Genomic DNA, 22725 nt, shown 5'->3' on the forward strand with positions numbered 1-22725 from the left:
GGCGGGTCGCGCAGCGCGCCGGGCGCGGCGGCGCGGGCGAGCGTGCATAGGGCGATCGAAAGGCGTCGGTTACAATAGCGTGCTTTGCAGACGGTCGTTTCGGCCGCTCTTCTGCGCTCCCATCCCTTCCAGGAAAACACCGGGCCGCGCCCGCTTTTCTTGCCCCCTCGGGGGACCGGCGCGAAGCGCCGGATTAGTAGGGGCCCTTCCAGAAAAACGCCCGCGCGGCACGACAGGCTTATGCACATCCACATTCTCGGTATCTGCGGCACGTTCATGGGCGGTCTCGCGGTCCTCGCGCGCGGCGCGGGCCACACCGTGACGGGTTGCGACGCCGGCGTCTATCCGCCCATGAGCACGCAGCTCGAGGCGCAAGGCATTGGCCTGATTGAAGGTTACGACGCGGACCAGCTGAACGGCCTGAACGCGGACCTGTTCGTGATCGGCAATGTGGTCTCGCGCGGCAACCCGCTGATGGAGGCCATTCTCGACCGCGGCTTGCCGTACACCTCCGGCCCGCAATGGCTCGGCGAACATGTGCTGAACGGCAAATGGGTGCTGGCGGTGGCCGGCACGCACGGCAAGACGACCACCAGCTCGATGCTGACGTGGCTGCTCGAAGACGCCGGCCTCAATCCGGGTTTTCTGATCGGCGGCGTGCCGCTGAATTTCGGCGTGTCCGCGCGGCTGACCGATTCCAGCTTCTTCGTGATCGAAGCCGACGAGTACGACACGGCCTTCTTCGACAAGCGTTCCAAGTTCGTCCACTACCGGCCCAAGACCGCGGTGCTGAACAATCTCGAATTCGATCACGCCGACATCTTCCCGGATCTGGGCGCGATCGAAACGCAGTTCCATCATCTGATCCGGACCGTGCCGGGCATCGGCCGAGTGGTCACCAACGGTCGTGAAGACGCGCTCGAGCGCGTGCTGACGCGCGGCTGCTGGAGCGAAGTGGAGCGCTTCGGCGTGCAGGGCGGCTGGCAAACCCTGCCGGCGGAAGACGGCGTGCCGGTCGACGAACGTTTCGCCGTCTATCACAACAGCGAGCGCGTCGGCGTGGTCGAGTGGCAAGTGCAAGGCGAGCACAACCGCATGAACGCGCTGGCCGCGATCGCCGCCGCGCGCCATGTCGGCGTGCCGCCGGCGCAGGCCGCCCGGTCGCTGGCGAGCTTTCGCAACGTCAAGCGGCGCATGGAAGTGCGCGGCAGCGTCGACGGCGTGACTGTATACGACGACTTCGCGCATCACCCGACCGCTATCGATACGACCGTGGCCGGGCTGCGCGCCCGCGTCGGTCGCGACAACACGCGGATTCTCGCCGTGCTGGAACCGCGCTCGAACACCATGAAGCTCGGCGTGATGAAAGCGCAATTGCCGGCCAGTCTCGCCGACGCCGACCTCGTATTCGGCTACGGCGCACCGAGCGGCCGCGACGCGCTCGGCTGGAATCTCGGCGAGGCGCTCGCGCCGCTCGGCGGCAAGGCGCAGGCTTTCGACAATCTCGACGCGCTGGTCAAAGCGGTGGTCCACGCAGCGCGCCCCGGCGACCAGATTCTGGTGATGAGCAACGGCGGCTTCGGCGGCGTGCATCAGAAACTGCTGGAAGCCCTTTCCGCGCGAGGCGCTTCGTGATCCTTTATCTGCACGGTTTTCGCTCGTCACCCAATTCGTTCAAGGCGCGCGTGCTGGCGGCACGGCTCGTCGAACTCGGCCGCAGTGACGAATGGTGCTGTCCGATGTTGCCGGTTTCGCCGTTCGAGACCGTGGCGCTCGCCGAATCGCTGGTGGCCGCGGCCCAGCCGAAAAACGTCACGCTGATCGGCAGTTCGCTCGGCGGCTATTTCGCCACGCATCTGGCTGAAAAGCACGGCTGGCCGGCGGTGCTGCTGAACCCGGCGGTCGTGCCGCAGCGCGATCTGAGCGCCTATCTCGGCGAGCAGCCGTTGTGGCATGGCGGCGGCAGCATCGTCGTCGAGCCGCATCATCTGGATGAGTTGCGCGCGCTCGGCGTCGCCGCGATCACGCGGCCCGAACGCTATTATTTGATGGCCGCCACCGGCGACGAGGTGCTCGACTACCGCGAAATGCTCGCGCACTATCCCGGCGCACGGACTACGCTGATCGAAGGGAGCGACCACGCGATCAGCGAGTTCGCGCAATATGTCGACGACGTGCTGGCCTTTTGCGACGCGGAAGACGTCGAGCCGCCGGCGCCGCGCGAAGCCGCTTGAGGTCGCAATAAGTCAGCTCACGCCGGGCGTTCCGGCAGCTCGGCAGTTGCCGCGCATCATGATTCATGCCGCAGGCGCGCGCGTACCGCGCCGCGGATCCACTACCACGAACACGTTGCCGTGCCGCGCACGCAATGACCGATCGCTGAACCAGATCGGGCGCGCCGGCAGATGCAAGTCAGAACGAGAGTATTGAGTGAACGTTTTCTTCGAGGAATCGGGCAGTTTCAAGGCCGGCAGCGTGCTGTCGCGCCAGGGCGATGCTTTTCAGGTCGAGCTGCCGGGCGGCCGGCGCGCCAAGGTGCGCGCGAAAGACGTGCTGATCGAATTCGACAAGCCGAGCGCGGCCGAGCTGATGCAGCAGGCCGACGCCGCCGCGCAGGAGATCGATCTGGACTTCCTGTGGGAGTGCGCGCCTGACGACGAATTTCCGTTCGCGACGCTCGGCGCCGAATATTTCGGCGAAGGCTTCGGGTCGATCGAGCGCGCCGCGCTGGTGTTGCGCATGCATGGCTCGCCGGTGTACTTCCGCCGCAAGGGCCGCGGCATGTATCAGCGCGCGCCGCAGGAACAACTGAAGATGGCGCTCGCCGGCCTCGAGCGCAAGCGCCAGCAGGCACTCGTGCAGGCCGGCTACGAAGACGAGCTGAAAGCCGGCCGTCTGCCGGAAGCCTTCACCGGCAGCAAGGCGCTGGGGCTGTTGACCAGGCCGGACAAGAACACGATCGAGTACAAGGCGCTCGAAGGCGCGGCAGCGGCGCGCGGTATTTCGCAAGCGCGTCTGATGCTGGAAAACGGCGCCATTCCGTCGGCGCGTGCGCTGCACGAAGCGAAATTCCTCTCTGAGTTTTTCCCGCACGGCACGGGCTTTCCGCCCGTTACCGTCGGCAGCTTGCCGGAGGATCTGCCCGAAGCGAACGTGCAGGCGTTTTCGATCGACGACATCACCACGACTGAAATCGACGATGCCTTCTCCGTCGAGCATCTGGCCGATGGCCGCGTGCGGATCGGCGTGCACATCGCCGCGCCGGCGCTCGGCATTCAGCGCGGCGACGAGGTCGATGCGATCGCGCGCACGCGTTTGTCGACCGTGTATATGCCGGGCGACAAGATCACCATGCTGCCCGACAGCGTCGTCGAAGCCTTCACGCTGGCCGAAGGCGGCTTGCGTCCGGCCCTCTCGCTGTATGTGATCGTCAATCGCGAGACGCAGGAGATCGTCGCGAGCGAAACGCGCGCCGAGCGCGTGTTCGTGAAGAACAACCTGCGCCACAACACGCTCGACGAGCTGGTCACCGAAGAGGCGCTCGCCGCCGGCAGCGGCGACTATCCGCACAAGGACGATATCGCCGTGCTGTGGCCGTTCGCACAGGCGCTGTTCGAAAAGCGCCAGGCCGCGCGCGCCGGTTACGGTTTGCGTCGCGAAGTGCAGCGCAACACCGACTTCAACTTCTACGTGGAAGGCGAGCACATCACGATCACGCCGCGCCGGCGTGGCTCGCCGCTCGACACGATTGTCGCCGAGCTGGCGATTCTCGCGAACTCGTCGTGGGGCGCGTTCCTGCATGACCACGGCGTGCCCGGCATCTATCGCACGCAGCGCGCGTTCGGCGCGCCGACTGGTCCCAAGCGTACGCGCATGCAGACCAACGCCGCGCCGCACGAAGGCCTCGGCGTCACGCAGTACGCGTGGAGCACATCGCCGCTGCGCCGTTACGTCGACCTGGTGAACCAGTGGCAGTTGATTGCCTGCGTGCAGCACGGCGTGACCGCGAAACTGGCCGCGCCGTTCAAGCCCAAAGACGCCGATCTGTTCGCCGTCGTGCAAGGTTTCGACGATACGTACACCGCGTATGCCGATCATCAGCGTCGCATGGAATATTTCTGGTGTCTGCGCTGGCTGAAGCAGGAGAACAGGAAGCAGGTGGTGGCGTCGGTGGTGAAGGGCGATCTGGTGCGTCTTGAAGAGATTCCGCTGCTTCTGCATGTGCCGGGCCTTGGCGTGCACGCGCGCGGCACGCGTTTGCAGATGGAAGTGATGTCGATCGATGAGTTGACCGTCGAAGCGTCCGTGCGTCTGCTGCACGTGCTCGACGCGCCGACCGTGACGAGCGGCAGCGAGGCTGAAGAAGCGGACGAGGGCGAAGAGGAGATCATCGACGCCGCGGACGAGAGCGCCGAAGGCGAAGCCGAGGCGCAGGCCGAAGCCGAACTCGACGGCAACGACGCGGCTGCTGTGAAGGACGACGCCGAACGCAGCGATGGCGCGGACGGTGCCGCTACGCATCAGCACATTGCGGAGCCCGGACGATGAGCACCCAGGATTCACGCGACCGCTATGCGGTCATCGGCAACCCGGTCGGCCACAGCAAGTCACCGTTCATTCATGGGCGCTTCGCCGCGCAGACCGGCGAGCCCGTCGAGTACGGTCATCTGCTCGCGCCGGTTGATGCGTTCGTGCCGCATGTGCGTGCCTTTATCGATGCAGGCGGGCGCGGGCTGAACGTGACCGTGCCGTTCAAGCTCGACGCGCATGCCTTTGCGGAAACATTGTCGCCGCGCGCGGCGGCGGCGGGCGCGGTGAATACGTTGCGCATCGACGCGAACGGTATCTATGGAGACAACACCGACGGCTTCGGTCTTGTGCGAGACATCGAGGTGAATCTCGGTGTGTCCTTGAAGGGCGCGCGCATTCTGTTGCTGGGCGCGGGCGGCGCCGCACGCGGCGTGGTGCTGCCGATGCTGGACCGCGCGCCGCATACGTTGACCATCGTCAATCGCACGGCGGAAAAGGCCGAGGCGCTGGTGGATCAATTTGCGCAAGCGGCGCGTGACGCCGCGTGCCAACTGAGCGGCGGCAGCGCGCGGGCGATCGAGGCGGGCACGTACGACGTGATCGTCAACGCGACGGCGGGCAGTCTGGACGCTTCGCTGCCCGAGTGCGACGACCGCGCGTTCGGCAACGGCACGCTTGCTTACGACATGATGTACGGCGCGCATCCGACGGTCTTCATGGAGCATGCGCGGAAGCTGGGCGCGCGCGGCGCCGATGGGCTCGGCATGCTGGTCGAGCAGGCCGCTGAATCGTTTTACGTGTGGCGTGGTGTGCGGCCTGACGGCGCGCCGGTGCTGGCCGAATTGCGCGCGCTGTTGACGGCGCCGTCGCACGCTTAAGGCGGCGTTTATCTTGCAGCGGCCTTTGACACGAGGATTCAACGCACGATGACAGCTACGCGGCGCGTGAGCCGGCCAGGTCCGGTGCGATGGATGGTCTATCTGGGCGCCGTCGTGGCGGTTGCGTGGCTGGCGACGCAGGCGTTTTACTTCGGGCAGATCGCTGTGTGGAATTACGTCAATCCACGGAGTACGTCGTTTATGCGGTCGGACGCTTGGCGGCTGTCGCAGGATCGGCCGGATCTTTCAGTGCAGCATACGTGGGTGTCATATGACCAGATTTCGCGAAATCTGAAGCGCGCGATTATTGCTTCTGAGGATGCGAATTTTGTTAATAACAACGGGTATGAGACGGACGCTATTTTGCAGGCCTGGGAGCGGAATAAGGCTAAGGGCAAGATCGTTCGCGGTGGGTCGACCATTACTCAGCAGTTGGCGCGAAATCTGTTCTTGTCGCGGGAGAAGAGTTATATCCGCAAGGGGCAGGAACTCATCATTACCTGGATGCTTGAGACCTTGATGGATAAGGAGCGGATCTTTGAGATTTATCTCAACTCCGTTGAGTGGGGGAATGGGGTTTATGGGGCTGAGGCGGCGGCTCATTATTACTACAAGACGTCGGCGAGTAAGTTGACTGCTGCGCAGTCGGCGCGGTTGGCTGTCATGCTGCCGCAGCCTAAGTATTTTGATGAGCATCGGGGGTCGCAGTATCTGGCGCAGCGGGCGCGGGTTATTGCGAGGCGGATGGGGGCGGCTGAGTTGCCCGATTAATGTGGTTTTTGCTTTGCGCGGCGGTTTTGGTGTGTTGGGTTTAGGCGTTGGCCTTTCCTTGAATTCGCGGTGGTCTATTGGCGTCGCCCCTGTGCGGGGCAGGCACCTACTTTCTTTGCCGCGGCAAAGAAAGTAGGCAAAGAAAGCCGCTTTGCACCGCCAGCCCAGAAGCGGGTCCCCCGCACAGCCACGGTAGTGGCGCATCTGGAATCCGTGTTCTCGCACATTCAGCGCAAGTGACAAGGCCGTCATACTTCCCGCCTCGCGCTACGCGCTCGCCGGAAGGGTTCGCTTCTAACCAGTGGGTTTCTCCGTGCGCTGGGGGGCCGTCGGCTTCGCCTTGGCTTTGGGGCGTCACGGCTTTCTGTATTTGCGCGCTTCGGTTCAGAACTCTTCGAAGCGCCGTGTATTGACGTGGAGGTTTGTCAATGCGCTGCTGTCGTTGCTCGCGTGATGGTTCTAAAACGAAGTTGCCTGTTCTGCATCATTCTTTTTGCGCCGATGCGCTCACGGTCTTCCGATGCTGTCTTCGTGGCCTTTGCCAGAAGGTCTGCTGCGTGGCGCGCTGTGATGCGGCTTTGCGGAATCCCCTTCGCATCAAGCGCGATCACCTGGTACAACTCTCGGTCGATCTCGACTTCTCGTTGGTAGTCCTCGGCCGTGTCGAGCAGCAGTTCCAGTAATTTCCGCTGGCGATGTCTCTCCTCTCGCGTCACAGCTGGACTCCTAACTATCGAGGCCGCGAGTGTGATCAGCTTGTCGAGTTGACTCAATTGCCGTTCGACGAATCCGAAAGCAGACAGGGCAAGTTTTTCGTATTGAAGAGCGTCAACGGGTGGGCGCGACGTGATTCGAGAGCTTTTGACAGATTTACTCATGGCGCGATCTCCGGTTGCTGACTGGGGTCGCCCGACACGCATTTGCAAGGTGGGTGAGCGGGCACACTGACAGGGTTAACAGACCGGAGCGCAGTACCAAAAACCGGCGAGCCGTGAGGCTCCCCCGCCAGGGCCCGCCCATTGTAAAGACGTGCAAAGGCAGCCGCACGGTTGTTTGAGCAATCGTACGGGGTGCTACGCTAATAGGCTGTTAAACCTGTATGTCGTGCAACGCACGACAAAAGAAGTTTAATGCGTGTCTCCCCGAAGCGAGCACCTGCGCAGGCTAAAAGGTGTGTGCTGGAATCAATTCAGAACATTCGCAAACCCGAGTTCGCATATTCGACGGCCGTACTGAGAAGAGGACGGGCAAACAACTGCAGGACAGCAACCCATATCGGGGAGTTGAAGGAGCCCGCGACACCGTCGACGACTACACGTCAAATGACTTTTCAAGCACGGCACTTCAGCGCCGCGCCGAGGCAAAGCCGACGGCCCATCGCACACAAAAAAACAGCTGGTGGAAGCAGACCCTTCCGGCGAGCGCGCAGCGTGAGGCGGGAAGTATGACGGCCTTGTCACTTGCGCCGAATGTGCGAGAGAACAGATTCCAGATGGACCACCACCCCTTCCAAGCCGAGGGACCCGCTTATGAGCTGGCGGTGTGAAGCGGCTTTCTTTGCCTACTTTCTTTGCCGCGGCAAAGAAAGTAGGTGCCGCCCCGCACAGGGGCAACGCCAATAGACCACAAGCAAATCAAGGAAAGGCCAACGCCACACAGAACACAGCCCCAAAAAGCCCGCGCCAGCCACAATCCCATTATATGAATCCAACACTCACATATTGGAGCTTTCTCAAAAACCGCCCTACAATCCACACCAACACGCAAAAAGCGCCGCCCGGGCAAGCGAAACCGCACCCACCGCAAAGCGCCAACTGCGACAGCAAAAAAAACCGGAGACAACGCCCAACTATGCCTAAAACCCAAAGGCAGCACCGCCACGCCCGCAGCACGGCGAGCAACCCAGGCACACTCTCCGGCCCCGCGCTGTAAGCGCAAAAAAACCATCGAAAAGCGAATCGCCATGAACAAAGCGATGCCCACTCACGCCGCGAGCGAGTCAGAAGCGGAATCCGAAGCCGACCTGCGGCCATCCGTCGACCACGCGACTAGCCCCACACCGCCGCGTCCGTTGCCGCCTGCCGCCAAAACCCCGCGCGCGACCGCCGCCATCCACCCGTCTCCGGTAGACGGAATCGCGCTCCCCAGCACGCTGCTCGACATCACGCCGCAGCAAGCCGGCACGCAAACGCTCCTGCGCGGCCTGGCGATCCTCGAAGCCGCAGCAGCAGGCGTGCGCGACCTGCGCACCTTCGGCGCCGCGCTCGGCACGACGCGCAGCACTACGCATCGTCTGGTAAGCAGCCTCGTGCAAGCTCGCTACCTGCGCCAGGTGCAAGGCGGCTACCTGCTCGGCCCGAAGCTGATCGAACTCGGCACCATCGCGCTCGAACAGATGCCGCTCACCGCGGTCGCCCGTCAGCACCTCGAATCGCTCGCGGAACAAACGCTCGACACGATCCACCTCGGCGTGCGCGACGGCGACGACGTGCTGTACATCGACAAAATCCCCGGCACCCGTGGCCTCGAAATGCGCTCGCGCGTCGGTCACCGCATGCCGCTGGCGTCGACGGGGATCGGCAAAGCCATGATGCTCGACCTCACGCCGGACATCTGGCAGTCGCTCTTCGACGCCTCGCGCCGCGCGCTCGCCGGCGTCAGCTTCAAGCCGGACAACCGCCCCGATGCGCAGACCTTCATGCAGCGCATGACCAACTACGCGGCCGGCGGCTACACCTTCGACCTCGAAGAAAACGAGGCGTCGATCCGCTGCGTCGCGGCCCCCGTGCGCGATGCGTCGGGCGCGGTGGTGGCGGCGTTGTCGGTGGCGAGCACGATTCCGTACATGTCGCTCGAACGCATGGATGAACTGATTCCGGTCGTGCAGCGCGAAGCGCGCGCGATCTCGGAAGAACTGGGCTGGCGCGCTCCGCAGCCGGCAACCCGCAGGATCAAACGATGAAGCGAGCGGGTTCTCCCACCCAGGCAGCCGGCCACGCCGCAGCCGTTGCGGTCGACGCGAGCCACGAACACGCCGCGCTGATCGCGCTCGACTGGGGCACGACGTCGCTGCGCGCCTATCTGTACGACGCGTCCGGCAACGTGCTGGCGACGCGCGCATCGACGGCGGGCATCATGAATCTGCCGCGCAGCGCGGAGCAGGGCGGCTTCGACGCGGCCTTCGACGACACCTGCGGCGCCTGGCTCGAACACGCGCCCGCCGCCCCGGTGATCGCGGCAGGCATGGTCGGCAGCGCGCAAGGCTGGCTGGAAGCGCCGTACGTGGACACGCCGGCGAGCGCCGACGCGCTGGTGGCCGGTATCGTCCGTGTCAAGGCGGCGTGCGGCGTGACGCTGCATATCGTGCCGGGCGTCCTGCAACGCGGCGAACTGCCCAACGTCATGCGCGGCGAAGAAACGCAAATCTTCGGTGCACTCGGCGAGGACACAAACACCGTCGACAGCGGCAAGCGCTCGTTGATCGGCCTCCCCGGCACCCACGCGAAATGGGCGGTGGTGCAGGCGGACCGCATCGAACGTTTTCATACCTTCATGACCGGCGAAGTCTTCGCGGCACTGCGCGAACACACGATCCTCGGCCGCACGATGCTCACGCCCGATAGCCCGGACACCGGCGCCTTCCTGCATGGCGTGAACATCGCGCGGCAAAAAGGTGAGGCGGGTGTGCTCGCGACCGTGTTCAGTTCGCGCACGCTCGGCCTCACCGGACAACTTTCGCGCGAGCAGCAACCGGACTATCTGTCGGGTTTGCTGATCGGCCACGAACTCGCCGGCCTCGACGCCGTGCTCGCACAGCAGCAAAGCGCGCTCGCCGGCCAAAGCCTGCGGCTGATCGGCAACGAAGCGCTGTGCGAGCGTTATCGGCTCGCGCTCGCGCAATTCGGCTGCACCCAGGCGGAACTGGTCAAGCACGCCACCGAGCGCGGCCTGTGGCGCGTCGCCTCGCAGGCGGGGCTCGTCAAACCGGCCGCCAAGACGGCGCGCGCCTGACCAGCGGCGCCGCCGCCCACGAAACAAGGAACCGACATGCAACCTCACATCAATCTGCCCGCTCCGTACATGCCGCACGCGGGTTTGATCGCGGCCTTCGAGGCGTGTCCGCTGATCGCCATCATGCGCGGCGTGACGCCCGCCGATGCCGCCGAGCACGGTCAGGCGCTCTACGAAGCGGGCTTCCGGATCGTCGAAGTGCCGCTGAATTCGCCGCAGCCGTTCGACAGCATCGCCGCGATCCGCAAGGCGCTGCCGGCGGATGCGATCGTCGGCGCGGGCACGGTGCTGCATCCGAGTTTCGTCAACGACGTGAAGTCGGCGGGCGGCGAACTGATCGTCATGCCGCATAGCGATCCGGAAGTCGTCAGCGCGGCGAAGGCGCGAGGCATGGCCTGCGCGCCGGGCGTCGCGACGCCCAATGAAGCGTTTATCGCACTGAAGAACGGCGCGGATGTGCTGAAGATGTTCCCCGCCGAACAACTCGGCTGCCAGGTCGTGAAAGCATGGCGCGCGGTGATCGCGGCGGAAGTGCCGCTGGTGCCGGTCGGTGGCATCACGCCCGACAACATGGGCCCGTTTCTGAGCGCGGGAGCAAACGGCTTCGGCCTCGGCTCGGCGCTGTATAAGCCGGGTCAGAGCGCGGCGGTGACGGCTTCGCACGCGAAGGCGTACATCAACGGTTTGCGCATCGCTCGCGCGGGTGCAAAGAAATGAAGCGGCTCGCCGGCAAAGTCGCTCTTGTCACCGGCGCCGGACGCGGCATCGGCTCGGCGATCGCGCATGCATTCGCGCGCGAAGGCGCGGCGGTCGTGCTGGCAGAACTGGATATCGAGACCGCGCAGCAGACGGCCGGGCAGATCAAGGCGCAGACCGGCGCGCGCGCGCTCGCGGTGCACACGGACGTGACGCAGTCCGCGTCGGCTCAGCACGCGGTGAGCGAAGCCGAACGCGCATTCGGCCCGCTCGACGTATTGGTGAACAACGCCGGCATCAACGTGTTCTGCGACCCGCTCACGATGACCGACGACGACTGGCGCCGCTGCTTCGCGGTCGATCTCGACGGCGTGTGGAACGGTTGCCGTGCGGCGTTGCCGGGCATGGTCGAACGCGGCGCGGGCAGCATCGTGAATATCGCCTCGACGCATTCGTTCAAGATCATTCCGGGCTGCTTTCCGTACCCGGTAGCGAAGCACGGCGTGATCGGACTGACGCGCGCACTCGGCATCGAATACGCGCCGCGCAATGTGCGGGTCAACGCGATCGCGCCGGGTTACATCGAAACGCAATTGACGCACGACTGGTGGAACGAGCAGACCGATCCGGTCGCCGCGCAACAGGCGACGCTCGATCTGCAGCCGATGAAACGCATTGGCCGCCCGGAAGAAGTGGCGATGACGGCGGTGTTTCTCGCCTCGGACGAAGCGCCGTTCATCAACGCCACCTGCATCACCGTGGATGGCGGACGCTCGGCGCTGTATCACGACTGATTTACAGAACTCGGATTGCGCAGGGGCGCAATGAGTACACCGGACGACGCGCTGGCCGCGTGTGTCAGACCCGGTACAAGAAGACGCGGCCAATACCTTCTCGTTATCAATTAGTCAGGAGACACGCATCATGAAACGTAGAATTTTCCTCACGCTGGCAGCAGCGGCGACGGGTGTGCTCTTCAACGCACCGGTCGCGCAAGCCGCCGATCCGGTGAAGATCGGCTTCCTCGTGAAGCAGCCGGAAGAACCGTGGTTCCAGGACGAATGGAAGTTCGCCGAGATCGCCGCCAAGGAAAAGGGCTTCACGCTGGTGAAGATCGGCGCGCCGTCGGGCGAGAAGGTGATGAGCGCAATCGACAACCTGTCGGCGCAAAAGGCGCAAGGCTTCGTGATCTGCACGCCTGACGTCAAGCTCGGACCGGGCATCGTCGCGAAGGCGAAGGCCGACGGCCTGAAGATGATGACGGTGGACGACCGCCTGGTCGACGGCGCGGGCAAGCCGATCGCGTCGGTGCCGCATATGGGCATCTCGGCGTACAACATCGGCAAGCAGGTCGGCGACGGCCTGGCCGCGGAAATCAAGAAGCGCGGCTGGGACATGAAGGACGTGGGCGCGATCGACGTGACCTACGAACAACTGCCGACCGCGCATGACCGCACCAGCGGCGCAACCGACGCGCTGATCGCCGCCGGCTTCCCGAAGGCGAACATCATCGCCGCGCCGCAAGCGAAGACCGACACGGAAAACGCGTTCAACGCCGCCAACATCGCGCTGACGAAGAATCCGCAGTTCAAGCACTGGGTGGCTTACGCGCTGAACGACGAAGGCGTGCTCGGCGCCGTGCGCGCAGCGGAAGGCCGCGGCTTCAAGGCGGACAACATGATCGGTATCGGCATCGGCGGTTCGGACTCGGCACTGAACGAGTTCAAGAAGCCGTCGCCGACGGGCTTCTACGGCACGGTCATCATCAGCCCGAAGCGCCACGGCGAAGAAACCTCGACGCTGATGTACGACTGGATCACGCAAGGCAAGGCACCGCCGCCGCTCACGCTGACGACCGGCATGCTGGCCACGCGTGACAACGTCGCCGACGTGCGCCAGAAGATGGGCCTCGCGGCGAATTGAGCGGTTTGATTCAGCCAGCGGCGACATGAAGTAAGCCGCCGGCGCGTCCGTCTTCGAGGAAAACGAACGCGCCGGCGGCGGCAATAAAAGATCAGCAGTAGAGACAAGCCGTGCTTCGCGATGTTGCCCATGCGGCACATTAAAGCGCGGTTCATTCGAAGCATTAGGAGGCGAAGTGTCAGCGACGCTACGTTTTGACAATATCGGCAAAGTCTTTCCAGGCGTGCGCGCGCTCGACGGTGTGTCCTTCGACGTCAACGTCGGCCAGGTGCACGGCCTGATGGGCGAAAACGGCGCAGGGAAATCGACCCTGCTGAAGATTCTCGGTGGTGAATATCAGCCCGACTCGGGCCGCGTGATGATCGACGGTAATGAAGTGCGCTTCACGAGCGCCGCTTCGTCGATCGCGGCAGGCATCGCGGTGATTCACCAGGAACTGCAATACGTGCCCGATCTGACGGTCGCGGAAAACCTGCTGCTCGGGCAGCTGCCGAACTCGCTCGGCTGGGTCAACAAGCGCGAAGCCAAACGCTTCGTGCGTGAACGCCTCGAAGCGATGGGCGTGGCGCTCGATCCGAACGCGAAGCTGCGCAAGCTCTCGATCGCGCAGCGCCAGATGGTGGAAATCTGCAAGGCGCTGCTGCGCAACGCGCGCGTGATCGCGCTGGACGAGCCGACCAGCTCGCTGTCGCATCGTGAGACCGAAGTGCTGTTCAAGCTGGTGCGCGACTTGCGCGCCGACAATCGCGCGATGATCTACATCTCGCACCGCATGGACGAGATCTACGAGTTGTGCGACGCATGCACGATTTTCCGCGACGGCCGCAAGATCGCCTCGCATCCGACGCTCGAAGGCGTGACGCGCGACACCATCGTCAGCGAGATGGTGGGGCGGGAAATTTCGGACATTTATAACTACTCGGCGCGCCCGCTCGGCGAAGTGCGCTTCGCCGCGAAAGGCATCGAAGGCCACGCGCTCGCGCAGCCGGCCAGCTTCGAAGTGCGGCGCGGCGAGATTGTCGGTTTCTTCGGTCTGGTGGGCGCGGGCCGCAGCGAACTGATGCATCTGGTGTACGGCGCCGATCACAAGAAGAGCGGCGAGCTGCTGCTCGACGGCAAGCCGATCAAGGTGCGCAGCGCGGGCGAAGCGATCCGCCACGGCATCGTGCTGTGCCCGGAAGACCGCAAGGAAGAAGGCATCGTCGCGATGGCGACCGTGTCGGAGAACATCAATATCAGTTGCCGCCGTCACTATCTGCGCGGGGGAATGTTCCTCGACCGCAAGAAGGAAGCGGAAACCGCCGACCGTTTCATCAAGCTGCTCAAGATCAAGACGCCGAGCCGCCGCCAGAAAATCCGCTTCCTGTCAGGCGGCAATCAGCAGAAGGCGATTCTGTCGCGCTGGTTGGCCGAGCCGGATCTGAAAGTGGTGATTCTCGACGAGCCGACGCGCGGTATCGACGTCGGCGCGAAGCACGAAATTTACAACGTGATCTATCAGCTTGCCGAACGCGGCTGCGCGATCGTGATGATTTCGTCGGAGTTGCCGGAAGTGCTCGGCGTGTCCGACCGCATCGTCGTGATGCGTCAGGGCCGGATTTCCGGCGAGCTGGCGCGTAAGGATGCAACGGAACAATCGGTGTTGAGCCTCGCGTTGCCGCAAAGCTCGACCGCACTGCCCGGAACGGAAACCGCCGCCCAACAGGCGGCCTGAACATCATTCGGACGAAAGTCCGGCAACCCGTGGGGAACGGGAGGAGTCTTCAACATGCAAGCCAGAGAAAACCTCGCGCAACAGGCCGCCAAGAGCGCCGCCGACGCGCTGATTCCGCAGTCGAACGACAAGGCCAAATGGTGGCAGCAAATCACCGAGTACAGCCTGATCGTGATCTTCGTCGTGATGTTCGTCACGATGTCGCTCACCGTCGATCACTTCTTCTCGATCGAGAACATGCTCGGCCTTGCGCTGTCGATCTCGCAGATCGGCATGGTCTCGTGCACGATGATGTTCTGCCTCGCGTCGCGCGACTTCGACTTGTCGGTGGGTTCGACCGTCGCGTTCGCCGGCGTGTTGTGCGCGATGGTGCTCAACGCGACCGGTAACACCTTTATCGCGATCATTGCAGCGGTGGCGGCGGGTGGTGTGATCGGCTTTGTCAACGGTGCGGTGATCGCGTATCTGCGCATCAACGCGCTGATCACGACGCTTGCCACGATGGAAATCGTCCGCGGTCTCGGCTTTATCGTCTCGCATGGTCAGGCGGTGGGCGTGTCGTCGGATACGTTTATCGCGCTGGGCGGCTTGAGCTTCTTCGGCGTGTCGCTGCCGATCTGGGTCACGCTGCTGTGCTTCATCGTGTTCGGCGTGATGCTCAACCAGACCGTGTACGGCCGCAATACGCTCGCGATCGGCGGCAATCCGGAAGCTTCGCGTCTGGCCGGTATCAACGTGGAACGCACGCGCGTCTACATCTTCCTGATTCAGGGCGCGGTGACCGCGCTGGCCGGCGTGATTCTGGCCTCGCGTATCACGTCGGGTCAGCCGAATGCTGCGCAAGGCTTCGAGCTGAACGTGATTTCGGCGTGCGTGCTGGGCGGCGTGTCGCTGCTCGGTGGACGCGCGACGATTTCCGGCGTGGTGATCGGCGTGCTGATCATGGGTACGGTCGAGAACGTGATGAACCTGATGAACATCGACGCGTTCTATCAATACCTCGTGCGTGGCGCGATCCTGCTCGCCGCCGTGCTGCTCGACCAGTTGAAGAACCGCGGCTCGCGCGACTAAACCCGCGACCCACTCACTTGCTCTAAAAGGAATCGAACGATGTCGTCTCCGGCCAATGCAAACGTCCGTCTCGCGGACAGCGCCTTCGCACGTTATCCGAGCCTCGTCGACCGCACGGTGTTGATCACGGGCGGCGCGACCGGCATCGGCGCATCGTTCGTCGAGCATTTCGCGGCGCAAGGCGCGCGCGTCGCGTTCTTCGATATCGACGCGAGCGCCGGTGAAGCACTCGCCGACGAACTCGGCGATTCGAAGCACAAGCCGCTGTTCCTGCCGTGCGATCTGACCGACGTCGACGCGCTGCAAAAAGCGATCGCCGACGTGAAGGCCGCGCTGGGTCCGATCCAGGTGCTGGTGAACAACGCCGCGAACGACAAGCGCCACACGGTCGGCGAAGTCACGCGCGAGTCGTTCGACGCGGGCATCGCGGTGAATATCCGTCACCAGTTCTTCGCGGCGCAAGCGGTGATGGAAGACATGAAAGCCGCCAACAGCGGCTCGATCATCAATCTCGGTTCGATCAGCTGGATGCTGAAGAACGGCGGTTATCCCGTCTACGTGATGTCGAAATCGGCGGTGCAGGGTTTGACGCGCGGTCTCGCACGCGACCTCGGCCACTTCAATATCCGCGTCAATACGCTGGTGCCGGGCTGGGTGATGACCGAGAAGCAGAAGCGCTTGTGGCTCGACGACGCGGGCCGTCGTTCGATCAAGGAAGGGCAGTGCATCGACGCCGAGCTGGAACCGGCCGACCTCGCGCGCATGGCGCTCTTCCTTGCCGCCGACGACAGCAAAATGATCACCGCGCAGGACATCGTCGTGGACGGAGGCTGGGCGTGAGCGCGAGCGGTTCACCAGGCACGGCCGCGCTGCTGCTCGACACGAAATGCACGCTCGGCGAGGGCGCGACATGGTGCGCGCAGACCGGCCGTTTCTACTGGACCGATATCGAAGGCGCGCGTCTGTGGCGCTACGACCCGCGGGACTGTAGCAACATGTCCTGGCACATGCCCGAACGCCTCGCCACCTTCGCGCTGTGCGCGGATCCGCGTTATCTGTTGCTCGGCCTGGCCACGCATCTCGCCTTTTTCGAGCTGGCCACCGGCGAGACGCGGCGCATCATCGACGTCGAAGCCGGCTTGAACACGCGCGTGAACGACGGCCGCTGCGACCGTCAGGGCCGCTTCGTGTTCGGCACCAAAGATGAGGGCGCGCCGTTGCAGGCGATCGGCGGCTTCTATCGGCTCGGTCACGATTTGTCGCTGGAGCGTTTGCCGTTGCCCGCGCCGGCGATCTCGAACAGCATCGCTTTCAGTCCCGACGGCGCCACGATGTACTACTGCGATTCGCCGACACGCGAAATCCGCGCGTGCGACTATCGCGCGGACGGCAGCATCGCCAACGACCGGCTGTTCACGCGGCTCACCGACGCCACCGGCGAACCCGACGGCTCGACCGTCGATCGCGACGGCGGCCTGTGGAACGCGCAATGGGGCGGCCGGCGTGTGGTGCGTTACGGACCCGACGGCGTGGAAACGGAGCGCGTCGACGTGCCGACCGCGCAGCCGAGTTGCGTCGCGCTGGGCGGCACGCAGCTGGACACGCTGTACATTACGAGCGCGCGCTGTGACCTCGATGCAGCGGCGCTCGCCGACGATCCGCAGGCAGGCGGCGTGTTTATCGCCACGCTCGGACGGCGAGGTTTGCCGGAGCCGGTGTTCCAGGGCGCGTCCGCCTAGCGCAGAATGACGCTGCCTCGCGCCCGAGGCAGCCATGAAGCACTGAAGCGCGGCCGGGCAGTGAAGCAGAAAGTGAAGCAGAAAGTGAATCGCAAGTGGATGGTGCAATCCCAGTGGCAGCAAATCGGCAGCATGCAGTTCGGACCCAGAGGCGACCCGCTTTAAAAAAATCGCCCAACAGCATCCGTCAGCAATGACGGCAACGTCCCAAGCCTCTCGATGGAGCCAGATATGACTGTTGCGAATCTTGTTTCCTCCTCTCCTCAGACCTCACAGAGTCGACGCTCGCGGCTCGCCGCGGCGGCCAATCCAGTGCTGCCGGGTCCCAGCACGTCGGCGGTGGCCGTCGGCGAAGACAGCGGCGGCGATGTCGCATGCATCACGCTCGCCAACGCGCATTTGCGTCTCGACGTCGCGCCGACGCTCGGCGGCGGCGTCACCCGTTTCGATTGGCGCAACGACGGCGCACTCACGCCGATCTTCCGCCGCTGCCGCCACGTCGCGGCCGATACGCAACCGAACCAGTTGGCCTGTTATCCGCTGCTGCCGTATTCGAACCGCATCGGCGGCGGGCAATTCAACGTGGCGGGACGGCGCGTCGAGGTGCCGCGCAATCGCGCCGACGAACCCTTGCCGATTCACGGCGACGGTTGGCAATCGGTCTGGCAGGTCGCGGAGTCGGATCGCGAAAACGTCCGCCTCACGCTCGACCGCCGCGACGGCAAGCCGTACGCCTACCGTGCGACGCAAACTTATACGCTGGACGGCCCGACGCTCGTCGTCGCGCTCGAAATCGAAAATGCCGGCCGCGAGGCGCTGCCTTTCGGGCTGGGCGTGCATCCCTTCTTCGTGCGCGACGCGGACACCGAGTTGTCGGCCGCGGCCGGCGGTTTGTGGCTCTCCGGCGACGACTGGCTGCCGGTGCGGCATGTGCCCGCGCCGCCCGCCTGGCAATTCGGCGTGGCGTATCCGCTGCCGGAAACCATGGTCAATCACGCTTTTACCGGCTGGAGCGGACAAGCGGCGGTGGTGTGGCCGAAGCGCCGCCTGTCGCTGAACATTGCCGCCGACACCGATTACTACGTGCTGTACACGCCACCCGGCGAAGATTTTTTTTGCTTCGAACCGGTGGATCATCCGATCAACGCGATGAACCTGGCCGGCGGCGCGAGCGAAAACGGCATGACTTTGCTGAGACGTGGCGAGCAACTGACGCGCACGTTCCGCTTCACCGTCGAACGCACGGGTTTGCGCTCGATGCCGGGCGCGCGCGGTTCGAAGCGGCGGCAGTAGCGGGCGAGGGCGGCGCGGCATGGCGGACGCGTGCATGCCCTGATGCGCTGCGGACAATCGGCTCGCACGCTTCGCGAGCGCCTGACCAATGCACATGCACACTCAGGGCGCGTGGCGGGCGGTCGCCGCGCCTGTCCGCATCTCGCGCCGGACCGCCGCTGCCGTACGCTCCTTGGCGCGGCCCGCCGCGCGGGACGGGTAAAATACGCGCCTCTTCCGTTTTCCCGCTCGCCGCGAGACCCACCATGCCCAATTTCATCCAGACACTCAACGACGCCTGGCAGCGCACCCACTCGCTGCTGTGCGTCGGCCTCGATCCCGAGCCGAGCAAATTCCCGGGCGCGCTCGCGGGCCGTCCTGAAGCGATCTTCGACTTCTGCCGCACGATTGTCGACGCGACCGCGCCGTATGCGTCGTCGTTTAAACCGCAGATCGCCTACTTCGCGGCGCATCGCGCGGAAGACCAGCTCGAGCAACTGATCGCCCACATTCATGCGAATCATCCGGGCCTGCCGGTGATTCTGGATGCGAAGCGCGGCGACATTGGCAGCACCGCCGAACAATACGCGCGCGAGGCGTTCGAGCGCTATCAGGCGGACGCGGTGACGGTCAATCCGTACATGGGCTTCGATTCGATCCAGCCGTATCTGGAGCATGCAGGCAAGGGCGTGATCGTGCTGTGCCGCACGTCGAACCCTGGCGGCTCCGATCTGCAATTCCTGGAGACGGGCGGCCGTCCGCTGTATCAGATCGTCGCGCAACTGGCGGCGGAAAAATGGAATGCGAGCGGGCAACTGAGTCTCGTGGTCGGCGCGACTTTCCCGAAGGAAATCGAAGTGGTGCGGGGGATTGTCGGCGATATGCCGCTGCTGATTCCCGGCATCGGCGCGCAAGGCGGCGACGTGCAAGCGACCGTCAACGCCGGCCGCACCGCGAACGGCACGGGCATGCTGATCAACTCGTCGCGGGCGATTATTTACGCGGGCAAGGGCGACGATTTCGCCGAAGCCGCGGCGAAGGCCGCGATGGAAACGCGGGATCGGATCAACGCGTTTAGGTAATCTGCGGGTTGGTGTTGTTCGCGAGAGTGTTGAGGTCGGTTTGGCCTTGGCTGCGTTGATCAACGCAGCACGCGCGCTGTCAACGCGTCAACATTTGCGAGGCCGCATAAACGCAGGCACCCTTCATTGAAGACCGCCTATGAGCGCTTGGGACTCAGGTCGGCCCCAGCCGCTCGATCAACGCAACATGCCGCGGGTACAGCGCTTTTAACGTGCCGACATCCGCCAGCTCGAATTCGCTGAATTCAAAACCCGGCGCCACCGTGCAACCGACCAATGCAAAGGTCGCCGGGTCGGCGCATTCCGCCGCGAACCACAAACCTGCCGGCACCACCGCCTGAAACACGGCATCCGGGTGCGTGAGCGCATTGCCCAGCTTATGCGTCACCAGCGCGCCCGTTTGGTCGAGCACGTGGACGTTCAGCGGCTCGCCCGCGTAAAAATGCCAGACCTCGTCGGATTGGATCCGATGCCACGCCGAATGCGCGCCGTCGCATAGCAGGTAATAGATCGCGGTCGACGCCGAGCGCGTTTCCGCGGCACCGCTCACGTCTTTGTCGCGAATCACGCGCTCCACTGAGCGATATGTCTCGCTGAAAAATCCGCCTTCGGGATGCGGCTTGAGATCGAGGCGGCGGATCAGTTCGTCTTTGATTGCGTGCGAATCGGGCATGGGCTTTCCGCTTCGAACAAAGGTTAATGCTCGCGTTCGTCGAGTAAAGCGAGCACACCGCGCAGTGCATGCGCGGCAGCCTGCACGCGGATCTTTTCACGGTCGCCCTTGAAAACCTTCGTTTCCACCGACGTATGCAGCCGGTTGCTCCAGCCGAACGAGACCATGCCGACCGGTTTGGTCTCCGTGCCGCCGCCCGGTCCGGCGACGCCTGTAATCGACAACGAGACCTGCGCACGGCTGTTGCGCAGCGCGCCTTCAGCCATGGCGCGCGCCACCTGCTCGCTGACCGCGCCGTGTTTGTCGATCAACTCGGCGGGCACGCCGATCATCTCGCTCTTCGCCTGATTCGAATACGTGACGAAGCCGCGCTCGAACCAGCCGCTGCTGCCGGAAATATCGGTGATCGCGGTCGCCACCATGCCGCCGGTGCAGGACTCGGCGGTGACGAGCATGAGGCGCTCGTCACGCAGACGGTTGCTCACGCGAATCGCAAGCTGGTGAACCACGGAATCGGTAGGCATAGCGTCAATCCGGAAAACGGGGGCTGGCGGTGAATGCCCGGCGGCGCGGCGTGCGCCGGGCGGCAATCAAACGGACATGCGCCAGAGCGCGATCACGAGCAGCGTGAAAAACGCGGCGACCAGGTCATCGAACATGATGCCAAAGCCACCTTTCAGACGGCGATCGAAATAGCCGATGGGCGGCGGCTTCACCATGTCGAAAAAGCGGAACACGATGAACGCCCAGAACTGCCCGGTCAGCGTAACCGGCGTGACCATCAGCAGCACCAGCCAGAATGCGATGATTTCGTCCCACACGACTGGCGACGGATCGTCGATGCCGAGCTTCTTCGCGGTGAACCCGCAAATCGCAATACCGCCGATAAATCCCGCGACGATCAGCACACCCCACTCGATGATCGTCAGATAACGGCTGAGCACGGCGAACGAGGCCCACGCGAACAACGTGCCGATCGTGCCAGGCGCAACGGGAGACAAGCCGCTGCCGAACCCCAACGACAGAATGTGCAGCGGATGCGAAAGCATGAAGCGCGCGGTCGCGCGGCGCGGTTGACGGCCTGGCGGGCGCGGATCGGGCGCGCGCGGCACCGGCGACGGCTCGGCAGCGATAAGTTTGTCGGCCGGGCCGAGCGGGGGATCAGTCTGCATGAAAGTGGTCGAAGCCTTGCAACGTCAGGGAGAGTGGCGCGCCGGCGGCATCGCGCCAGCCGATCGCCGGGCGGTCGGCCGCCGTTTCGAGAGCGCTTATTGTACCGATGCGCGTGAGCTGGATGCCCACCTCGCGGCCGGCCTTTTCGACTTCGGCACGCGCCGCGCTTGGCGCGGTGAAGCAGAGTTCGTAATCGTCGCCGCCGGCGAGCGTGCAGCGTCGCTGAATTTCGGGAGCGAGGCGGCAGAGCGCGGCGGAACGCGGCACGGCATCGACGTCAACCGTGGCCCGCAGGTGCGAGCGTTCCAGTATGTGCAGCAGATCGCCGGCAAGGCCGTCCGAAAGGTCGAGCGCCGCGTGGGCGATACCGCGCAGGGCCAAGCCGAGCGCGACCTGCGGCTCCGGGCGTTCGAGGGCGCGACGAAACGTCGCAGTGTCGCTGGCATCGGCGGTCCATTCGCCGCGCTGCACGCCGAGACCGGCGCGCGCGTCGCCGAGCGTGCCGGAAATCCAGATGTCGTCGCCCGGCTGCGCGGCGTCGCGGCGCAGTGCCACTTGCGGCGGGACGCTGCCGAACACCGTGATGCACAGATTGAGCGGGCCGCCGGTCGTATCGCCGCCGATCAGCTCGCAATCGTGGCGTTCGGCCAGCGCGAACAGCCCTTCGCTGAACGCGGCGAGCCAGGCTTCTTCTGCCTTCGGTAAGGAAAACGCCAGCGTGAACGCCTGCGGTTGCGCGCCCATGGCGGCGAGGTCCGACAGATTCACCGCGAGCGCTTTGTGACCCAGCGCCTCGGGATCGACATCGGCGAAAAAATGGCGGCCTTCGACCAGCATGTCCGTCGATATCGCCAGCATCTCGCCGGCACGCGGCGCGAGCAGCGCGCAGTCATCGCCGATGCCGAGGGAGCCGGCGGTGGCGTCGGACGGCCGGGCGGCGCGGCGGGCAAAGAAACGATCGATCAGCGAAAACTCGGAGAGCATGGTGGCGATGGGTGGACGCGAGGGTGAACGATCAAGTGCCGCGAAGTTCGGCTAACGGCGCGCATTGTACGGAGTGAACGAAGGGTAAACATTCGATCCGCCCGCAGCTCGGATTCGGGCCGCATTCCGTGCACAGCATGCCACGTCGGCCTTTCGCTATGTTTCAGTCGCGGCAGTTGTACCCGTATTGAAGGAATTGGGCCGGCAA

General features: G+C 64.4%; 21 protein-coding genes. 16 read left to right on the forward strand and 5 right to left on the reverse strand.

Annotation, left to right across the window (positions count from 1 at the left end):
- Positions 1-240: 240 nt before the first annotated feature.
- From mpl to mtgA, 5 genes are all read left to right on the forward strand, one after another.
- The gene (gene mpl, locus ACFSNN_RS03250; protein WP_134457785.1) at positions 241-1635 is read left to right on the forward strand and encodes a UDP-N-acetylmuramate:L-alanyl-gamma-D-glutamyl-meso-diaminopimelate ligase; all 1395 of its coding nucleotides are present in this window, start codon (positions 241-243) and stop codon (positions 1633-1635) included.
- Entirely contained in the window at positions 1632-2234 is a 603-nt protein-coding gene (locus tag ACFSNN_RS03255) for a YqiA/YcfP family alpha/beta fold hydrolase (protein ID WP_134457786.1), read from the forward strand. The genes mpl and ACFSNN_RS03255 overlap by 4 nt, the downstream gene beginning before the upstream one ends.
- Before the next feature lie 196 nt (positions 2235-2430).
- Positions 2431-4548 (forward strand): ribonuclease catalytic domain-containing protein, encoded by a 2118-nt coding sequence (locus tag ACFSNN_RS03260; RefSeq protein WP_134457787.1) that lies wholly within the window; start codon positions 2431-2433, stop codon positions 4546-4548.
- On the forward strand, positions 4545-5408 hold the full coding sequence (gene aroE / locus ACFSNN_RS03265) for a shikimate dehydrogenase (protein ID WP_134457788.1): 864 nt from the start codon (positions 4545-4547) through the stop codon (positions 5406-5408). The genes ACFSNN_RS03260 and aroE overlap by 4 nt, the downstream gene beginning before the upstream one ends.
- A 48-nt stretch (positions 5409-5456) precedes the next feature.
- Positions 5457-6179, forward strand: coding sequence for a monofunctional biosynthetic peptidoglycan transglycosylase (gene mtgA, locus ACFSNN_RS03270; RefSeq protein ID WP_134457789.1), 723 nt, complete (start codon positions 5457-5459; stop codon positions 6177-6179).
- 425 nt (positions 6180-6604) lie between these two features.
- Here mtgA and ACFSNN_RS03275 read toward each other — a convergent pair whose 3' ends face one another.
- Positions 6605-7057, reverse strand: a complete 453-nt coding sequence (locus ACFSNN_RS03275; RefSeq protein WP_134457790.1) for a hypothetical protein — start codon at positions 7055-7057, stop codon at positions 6605-6607.
- A gap of 1085 nt (positions 7058-8142) precedes the next feature.
- On the opposite strand from ACFSNN_RS03275, the gene ACFSNN_RS03280 reads away from it, so the two are divergent.
- The 11 genes from ACFSNN_RS03280 (at position 8143) to pyrF (ending at position 19687) form a co-directional block, all read left to right on the forward strand.
- Entirely contained in the window at positions 8143-9141 is a 999-nt protein-coding gene (locus ACFSNN_RS03280) for an IclR family transcriptional regulator (protein ID WP_134457791.1), read from the forward strand.
- The gene (locus ACFSNN_RS03285) at positions 9138-10190 is read left to right on the forward strand and encodes a 2-dehydro-3-deoxygalactonokinase (RefSeq protein WP_134457792.1); all 1053 of its coding nucleotides are present in this window, start codon (positions 9138-9140) and stop codon (positions 10188-10190) included. The genes ACFSNN_RS03280 and ACFSNN_RS03285 overlap by 4 nt, the downstream gene beginning before the upstream one ends.
- Positions 10191-10226: 36 nt before the next feature.
- The gene (locus tag ACFSNN_RS03290; RefSeq protein WP_134457793.1) at positions 10227-10907 is read left to right on the forward strand and encodes a 2-dehydro-3-deoxy-6-phosphogalactonate aldolase; all 681 of its coding nucleotides are present in this window, start codon (positions 10227-10229) and stop codon (positions 10905-10907) included.
- Entirely contained in the window at positions 10904-11680 is a 777-nt protein-coding gene (locus ACFSNN_RS03295) for an SDR family oxidoreductase (protein ID WP_134457794.1), read from the forward strand. The genes ACFSNN_RS03290 and ACFSNN_RS03295 overlap by 4 nt, the downstream gene beginning before the upstream one ends.
- 130 nt (positions 11681-11810) lie before the next feature.
- Positions 11811-12809, forward strand: a complete 999-nt coding sequence (locus ACFSNN_RS03300; protein WP_134457795.1) for an arabinose ABC transporter substrate-binding protein — start codon at positions 11811-11813, stop codon at positions 12807-12809.
- A 175-nt stretch (positions 12810-12984) separates the two neighbouring features.
- On the forward strand, positions 12985-14523 hold the full coding sequence (gene araG / locus ACFSNN_RS03305) for an L-arabinose ABC transporter ATP-binding protein AraG (protein WP_377747321.1): 1539 nt from the start codon (positions 12985-12987) through the stop codon (positions 14521-14523).
- Between the two features lie 54 nt (positions 14524-14577).
- Positions 14578-15594 carry an L-arabinose ABC transporter permease AraH gene (gene araH, locus ACFSNN_RS03310; RefSeq protein WP_134457796.1) on the forward strand — a complete coding sequence of 339 codons (1017 nt, stop codon included), beginning with the start codon at positions 14578-14580 and terminating at the stop codon, positions 15592-15594.
- A 39-nt stretch (positions 15595-15633) separates the two neighbouring features.
- On the forward strand, positions 15634-16434 hold the full coding sequence (locus tag ACFSNN_RS03315; RefSeq protein ID WP_134457797.1) for an SDR family NAD(P)-dependent oxidoreductase: 801 nt from the start codon (positions 15634-15636) through the stop codon (positions 16432-16434).
- Positions 16431-17333: an SMP-30/gluconolactonase/LRE family protein gene (locus ACFSNN_RS03320; protein WP_134457798.1), complete on the forward strand. Its 903-nt coding sequence runs from the start codon at positions 16431-16433 to the stop codon at positions 17331-17333. The genes ACFSNN_RS03315 and ACFSNN_RS03320 overlap by 4 nt, the downstream gene beginning before the upstream one ends.
- A 231-nt stretch (positions 17334-17564) precedes the next feature.
- Positions 17565-18626 carry an aldose 1-epimerase gene (locus ACFSNN_RS03325; RefSeq protein WP_134457799.1) on the forward strand — a complete coding sequence of 354 codons (1062 nt, stop codon included), beginning with the start codon at positions 17565-17567 and terminating at the stop codon, positions 18624-18626.
- Positions 18627-18871: 245 nt separating this feature from the next.
- The gene (pyrF, locus tag ACFSNN_RS03330; RefSeq protein ID WP_134457800.1) at positions 18872-19687 is read left to right on the forward strand and encodes an orotidine-5'-phosphate decarboxylase; all 816 of its coding nucleotides are present in this window, start codon (positions 18872-18874) and stop codon (positions 19685-19687) included.
- A 154-nt stretch (positions 19688-19841) separates the two neighbouring features.
- On the opposite strand, the gene ACFSNN_RS03335 is transcribed toward pyrF, so the two are convergent.
- The 4 genes from ACFSNN_RS03335 to thiL all read right to left on the reverse strand — a co-directional run bounded on the left by ACFSNN_RS03335 (position 19842) and on the right by thiL (position 22517).
- Entirely contained in the window at positions 19842-20360 is a 519-nt protein-coding gene (locus tag ACFSNN_RS03335) for a cupin domain-containing protein (RefSeq protein WP_134457801.1), read from the reverse strand.
- 23 nt (positions 20361-20383) lie between these two features.
- Positions 20384-20884, reverse strand: a complete 501-nt coding sequence (locus ACFSNN_RS03340; RefSeq protein ID WP_012434355.1) for a CinA family protein — start codon at positions 20882-20884, stop codon at positions 20384-20386.
- Between the two features lie 66 nt (positions 20885-20950).
- Positions 20951-21532 (reverse strand): phosphatidylglycerophosphatase A family protein, encoded by a 582-nt coding sequence (locus tag ACFSNN_RS03345; protein WP_134457802.1) that lies wholly within the window; start codon positions 21530-21532, stop codon positions 20951-20953.
- Positions 21522-22517, reverse strand: a complete 996-nt coding sequence (thiL, locus tag ACFSNN_RS03350) for a thiamine-phosphate kinase (protein WP_134457803.1) — start codon at positions 22515-22517, stop codon at positions 21522-21524. The genes ACFSNN_RS03345 and thiL overlap by 11 nt, the downstream gene beginning before the upstream one ends.
- Positions 22518-22725 lie beyond the last annotated feature (208 nt).

The organism is Paraburkholderia dipogonis (assembly GCF_042680985.1).
GTDB lineage: Bacteria > Pseudomonadota > Gammaproteobacteria > Burkholderiales > Burkholderiaceae > Paraburkholderia > Paraburkholderia phytofirmans.

Bases quoted from the DNA above. Each gene is read 5' to 3' on its own strand.
- thiL (WP_134457803.1), bottom strand. From the start codon at position 22,517: ATGCTCTCCGAGTTTTCGCTGATCGATCGTTTCTTTGCCCGCCGCGCC.
- ACFSNN_RS03345 (WP_134457802.1), bottom strand. From the start codon at position 21,532: ATGCAGACTGATCCCCCGCTCGGCCCGGCCGACAAACTTATCGCTGCC.
- mtgA (WP_134457789.1), top strand. From the start codon at position 5,457: ATGACAGCTACGCGGCGCGTGAGCCGGCCAGGTCCGGTGCGATGGATG.
- ACFSNN_RS03275 (WP_134457790.1), bottom strand. From the start codon at position 7,057: ATGAGTAAATCTGTCAAAAGCTCTCGAATCACGTCGCGCCCACCCGTT.
- ACFSNN_RS03335 (WP_134457801.1), bottom strand. From the start codon at position 20,360: ATGCCCGATTCGCACGCAATCAAAGACGAACTGATCCGCCGCCTCGAT.
- pyrF (WP_134457800.1), top strand. From the start codon at position 18,872: ATGCCCAATTTCATCCAGACACTCAACGACGCCTGGCAGCGCACCCAC.
- ACFSNN_RS03300 (WP_134457795.1), top strand. From the start codon at position 11,811: ATGAAACGTAGAATTTTCCTCACGCTGGCAGCAGCGGCGACGGGTGTG.
- ACFSNN_RS03295 (WP_134457794.1), top strand. From the start codon at position 10,904: ATGAAGCGGCTCGCCGGCAAAGTCGCTCTTGTCACCGGCGCCGGACGC.
- ACFSNN_RS03280 (WP_134457791.1), top strand. From the start codon at position 8,143: ATGAACAAAGCGATGCCCACTCACGCCGCGAGCGAGTCAGAAGCGGAA.
- mpl (WP_134457785.1), top strand. From the start codon at position 241: ATGCACATCCACATTCTCGGTATCTGCGGCACGTTCATGGGCGGTCTC.
- aroE (WP_134457788.1), top strand. From the start codon at position 4,545: ATGAGCACCCAGGATTCACGCGACCGCTATGCGGTCATCGGCAACCCG.
- araH (WP_134457796.1), top strand. From the start codon at position 14,578: ATGCAAGCCAGAGAAAACCTCGCGCAACAGGCCGCCAAGAGCGCCGCC.
- ACFSNN_RS03325 (WP_134457799.1), top strand. From the start codon at position 17,565: ATGACTGTTGCGAATCTTGTTTCCTCCTCTCCTCAGACCTCACAGAGT.
- ACFSNN_RS03290 (WP_134457793.1), top strand. From the start codon at position 10,227: ATGCAACCTCACATCAATCTGCCCGCTCCGTACATGCCGCACGCGGGT.
- ACFSNN_RS03315 (WP_134457797.1), top strand. From the start codon at position 15,634: ATGTCGTCTCCGGCCAATGCAAACGTCCGTCTCGCGGACAGCGCCTTC.
- ACFSNN_RS03285 (WP_134457792.1), top strand. From the start codon at position 9,138: ATGAAGCGAGCGGGTTCTCCCACCCAGGCAGCCGGCCACGCCGCAGCC.
- ACFSNN_RS03340 (WP_012434355.1), bottom strand. From the start codon at position 20,884: ATGCCTACCGATTCCGTGGTTCACCAGCTTGCGATTCGCGTGAGCAAC.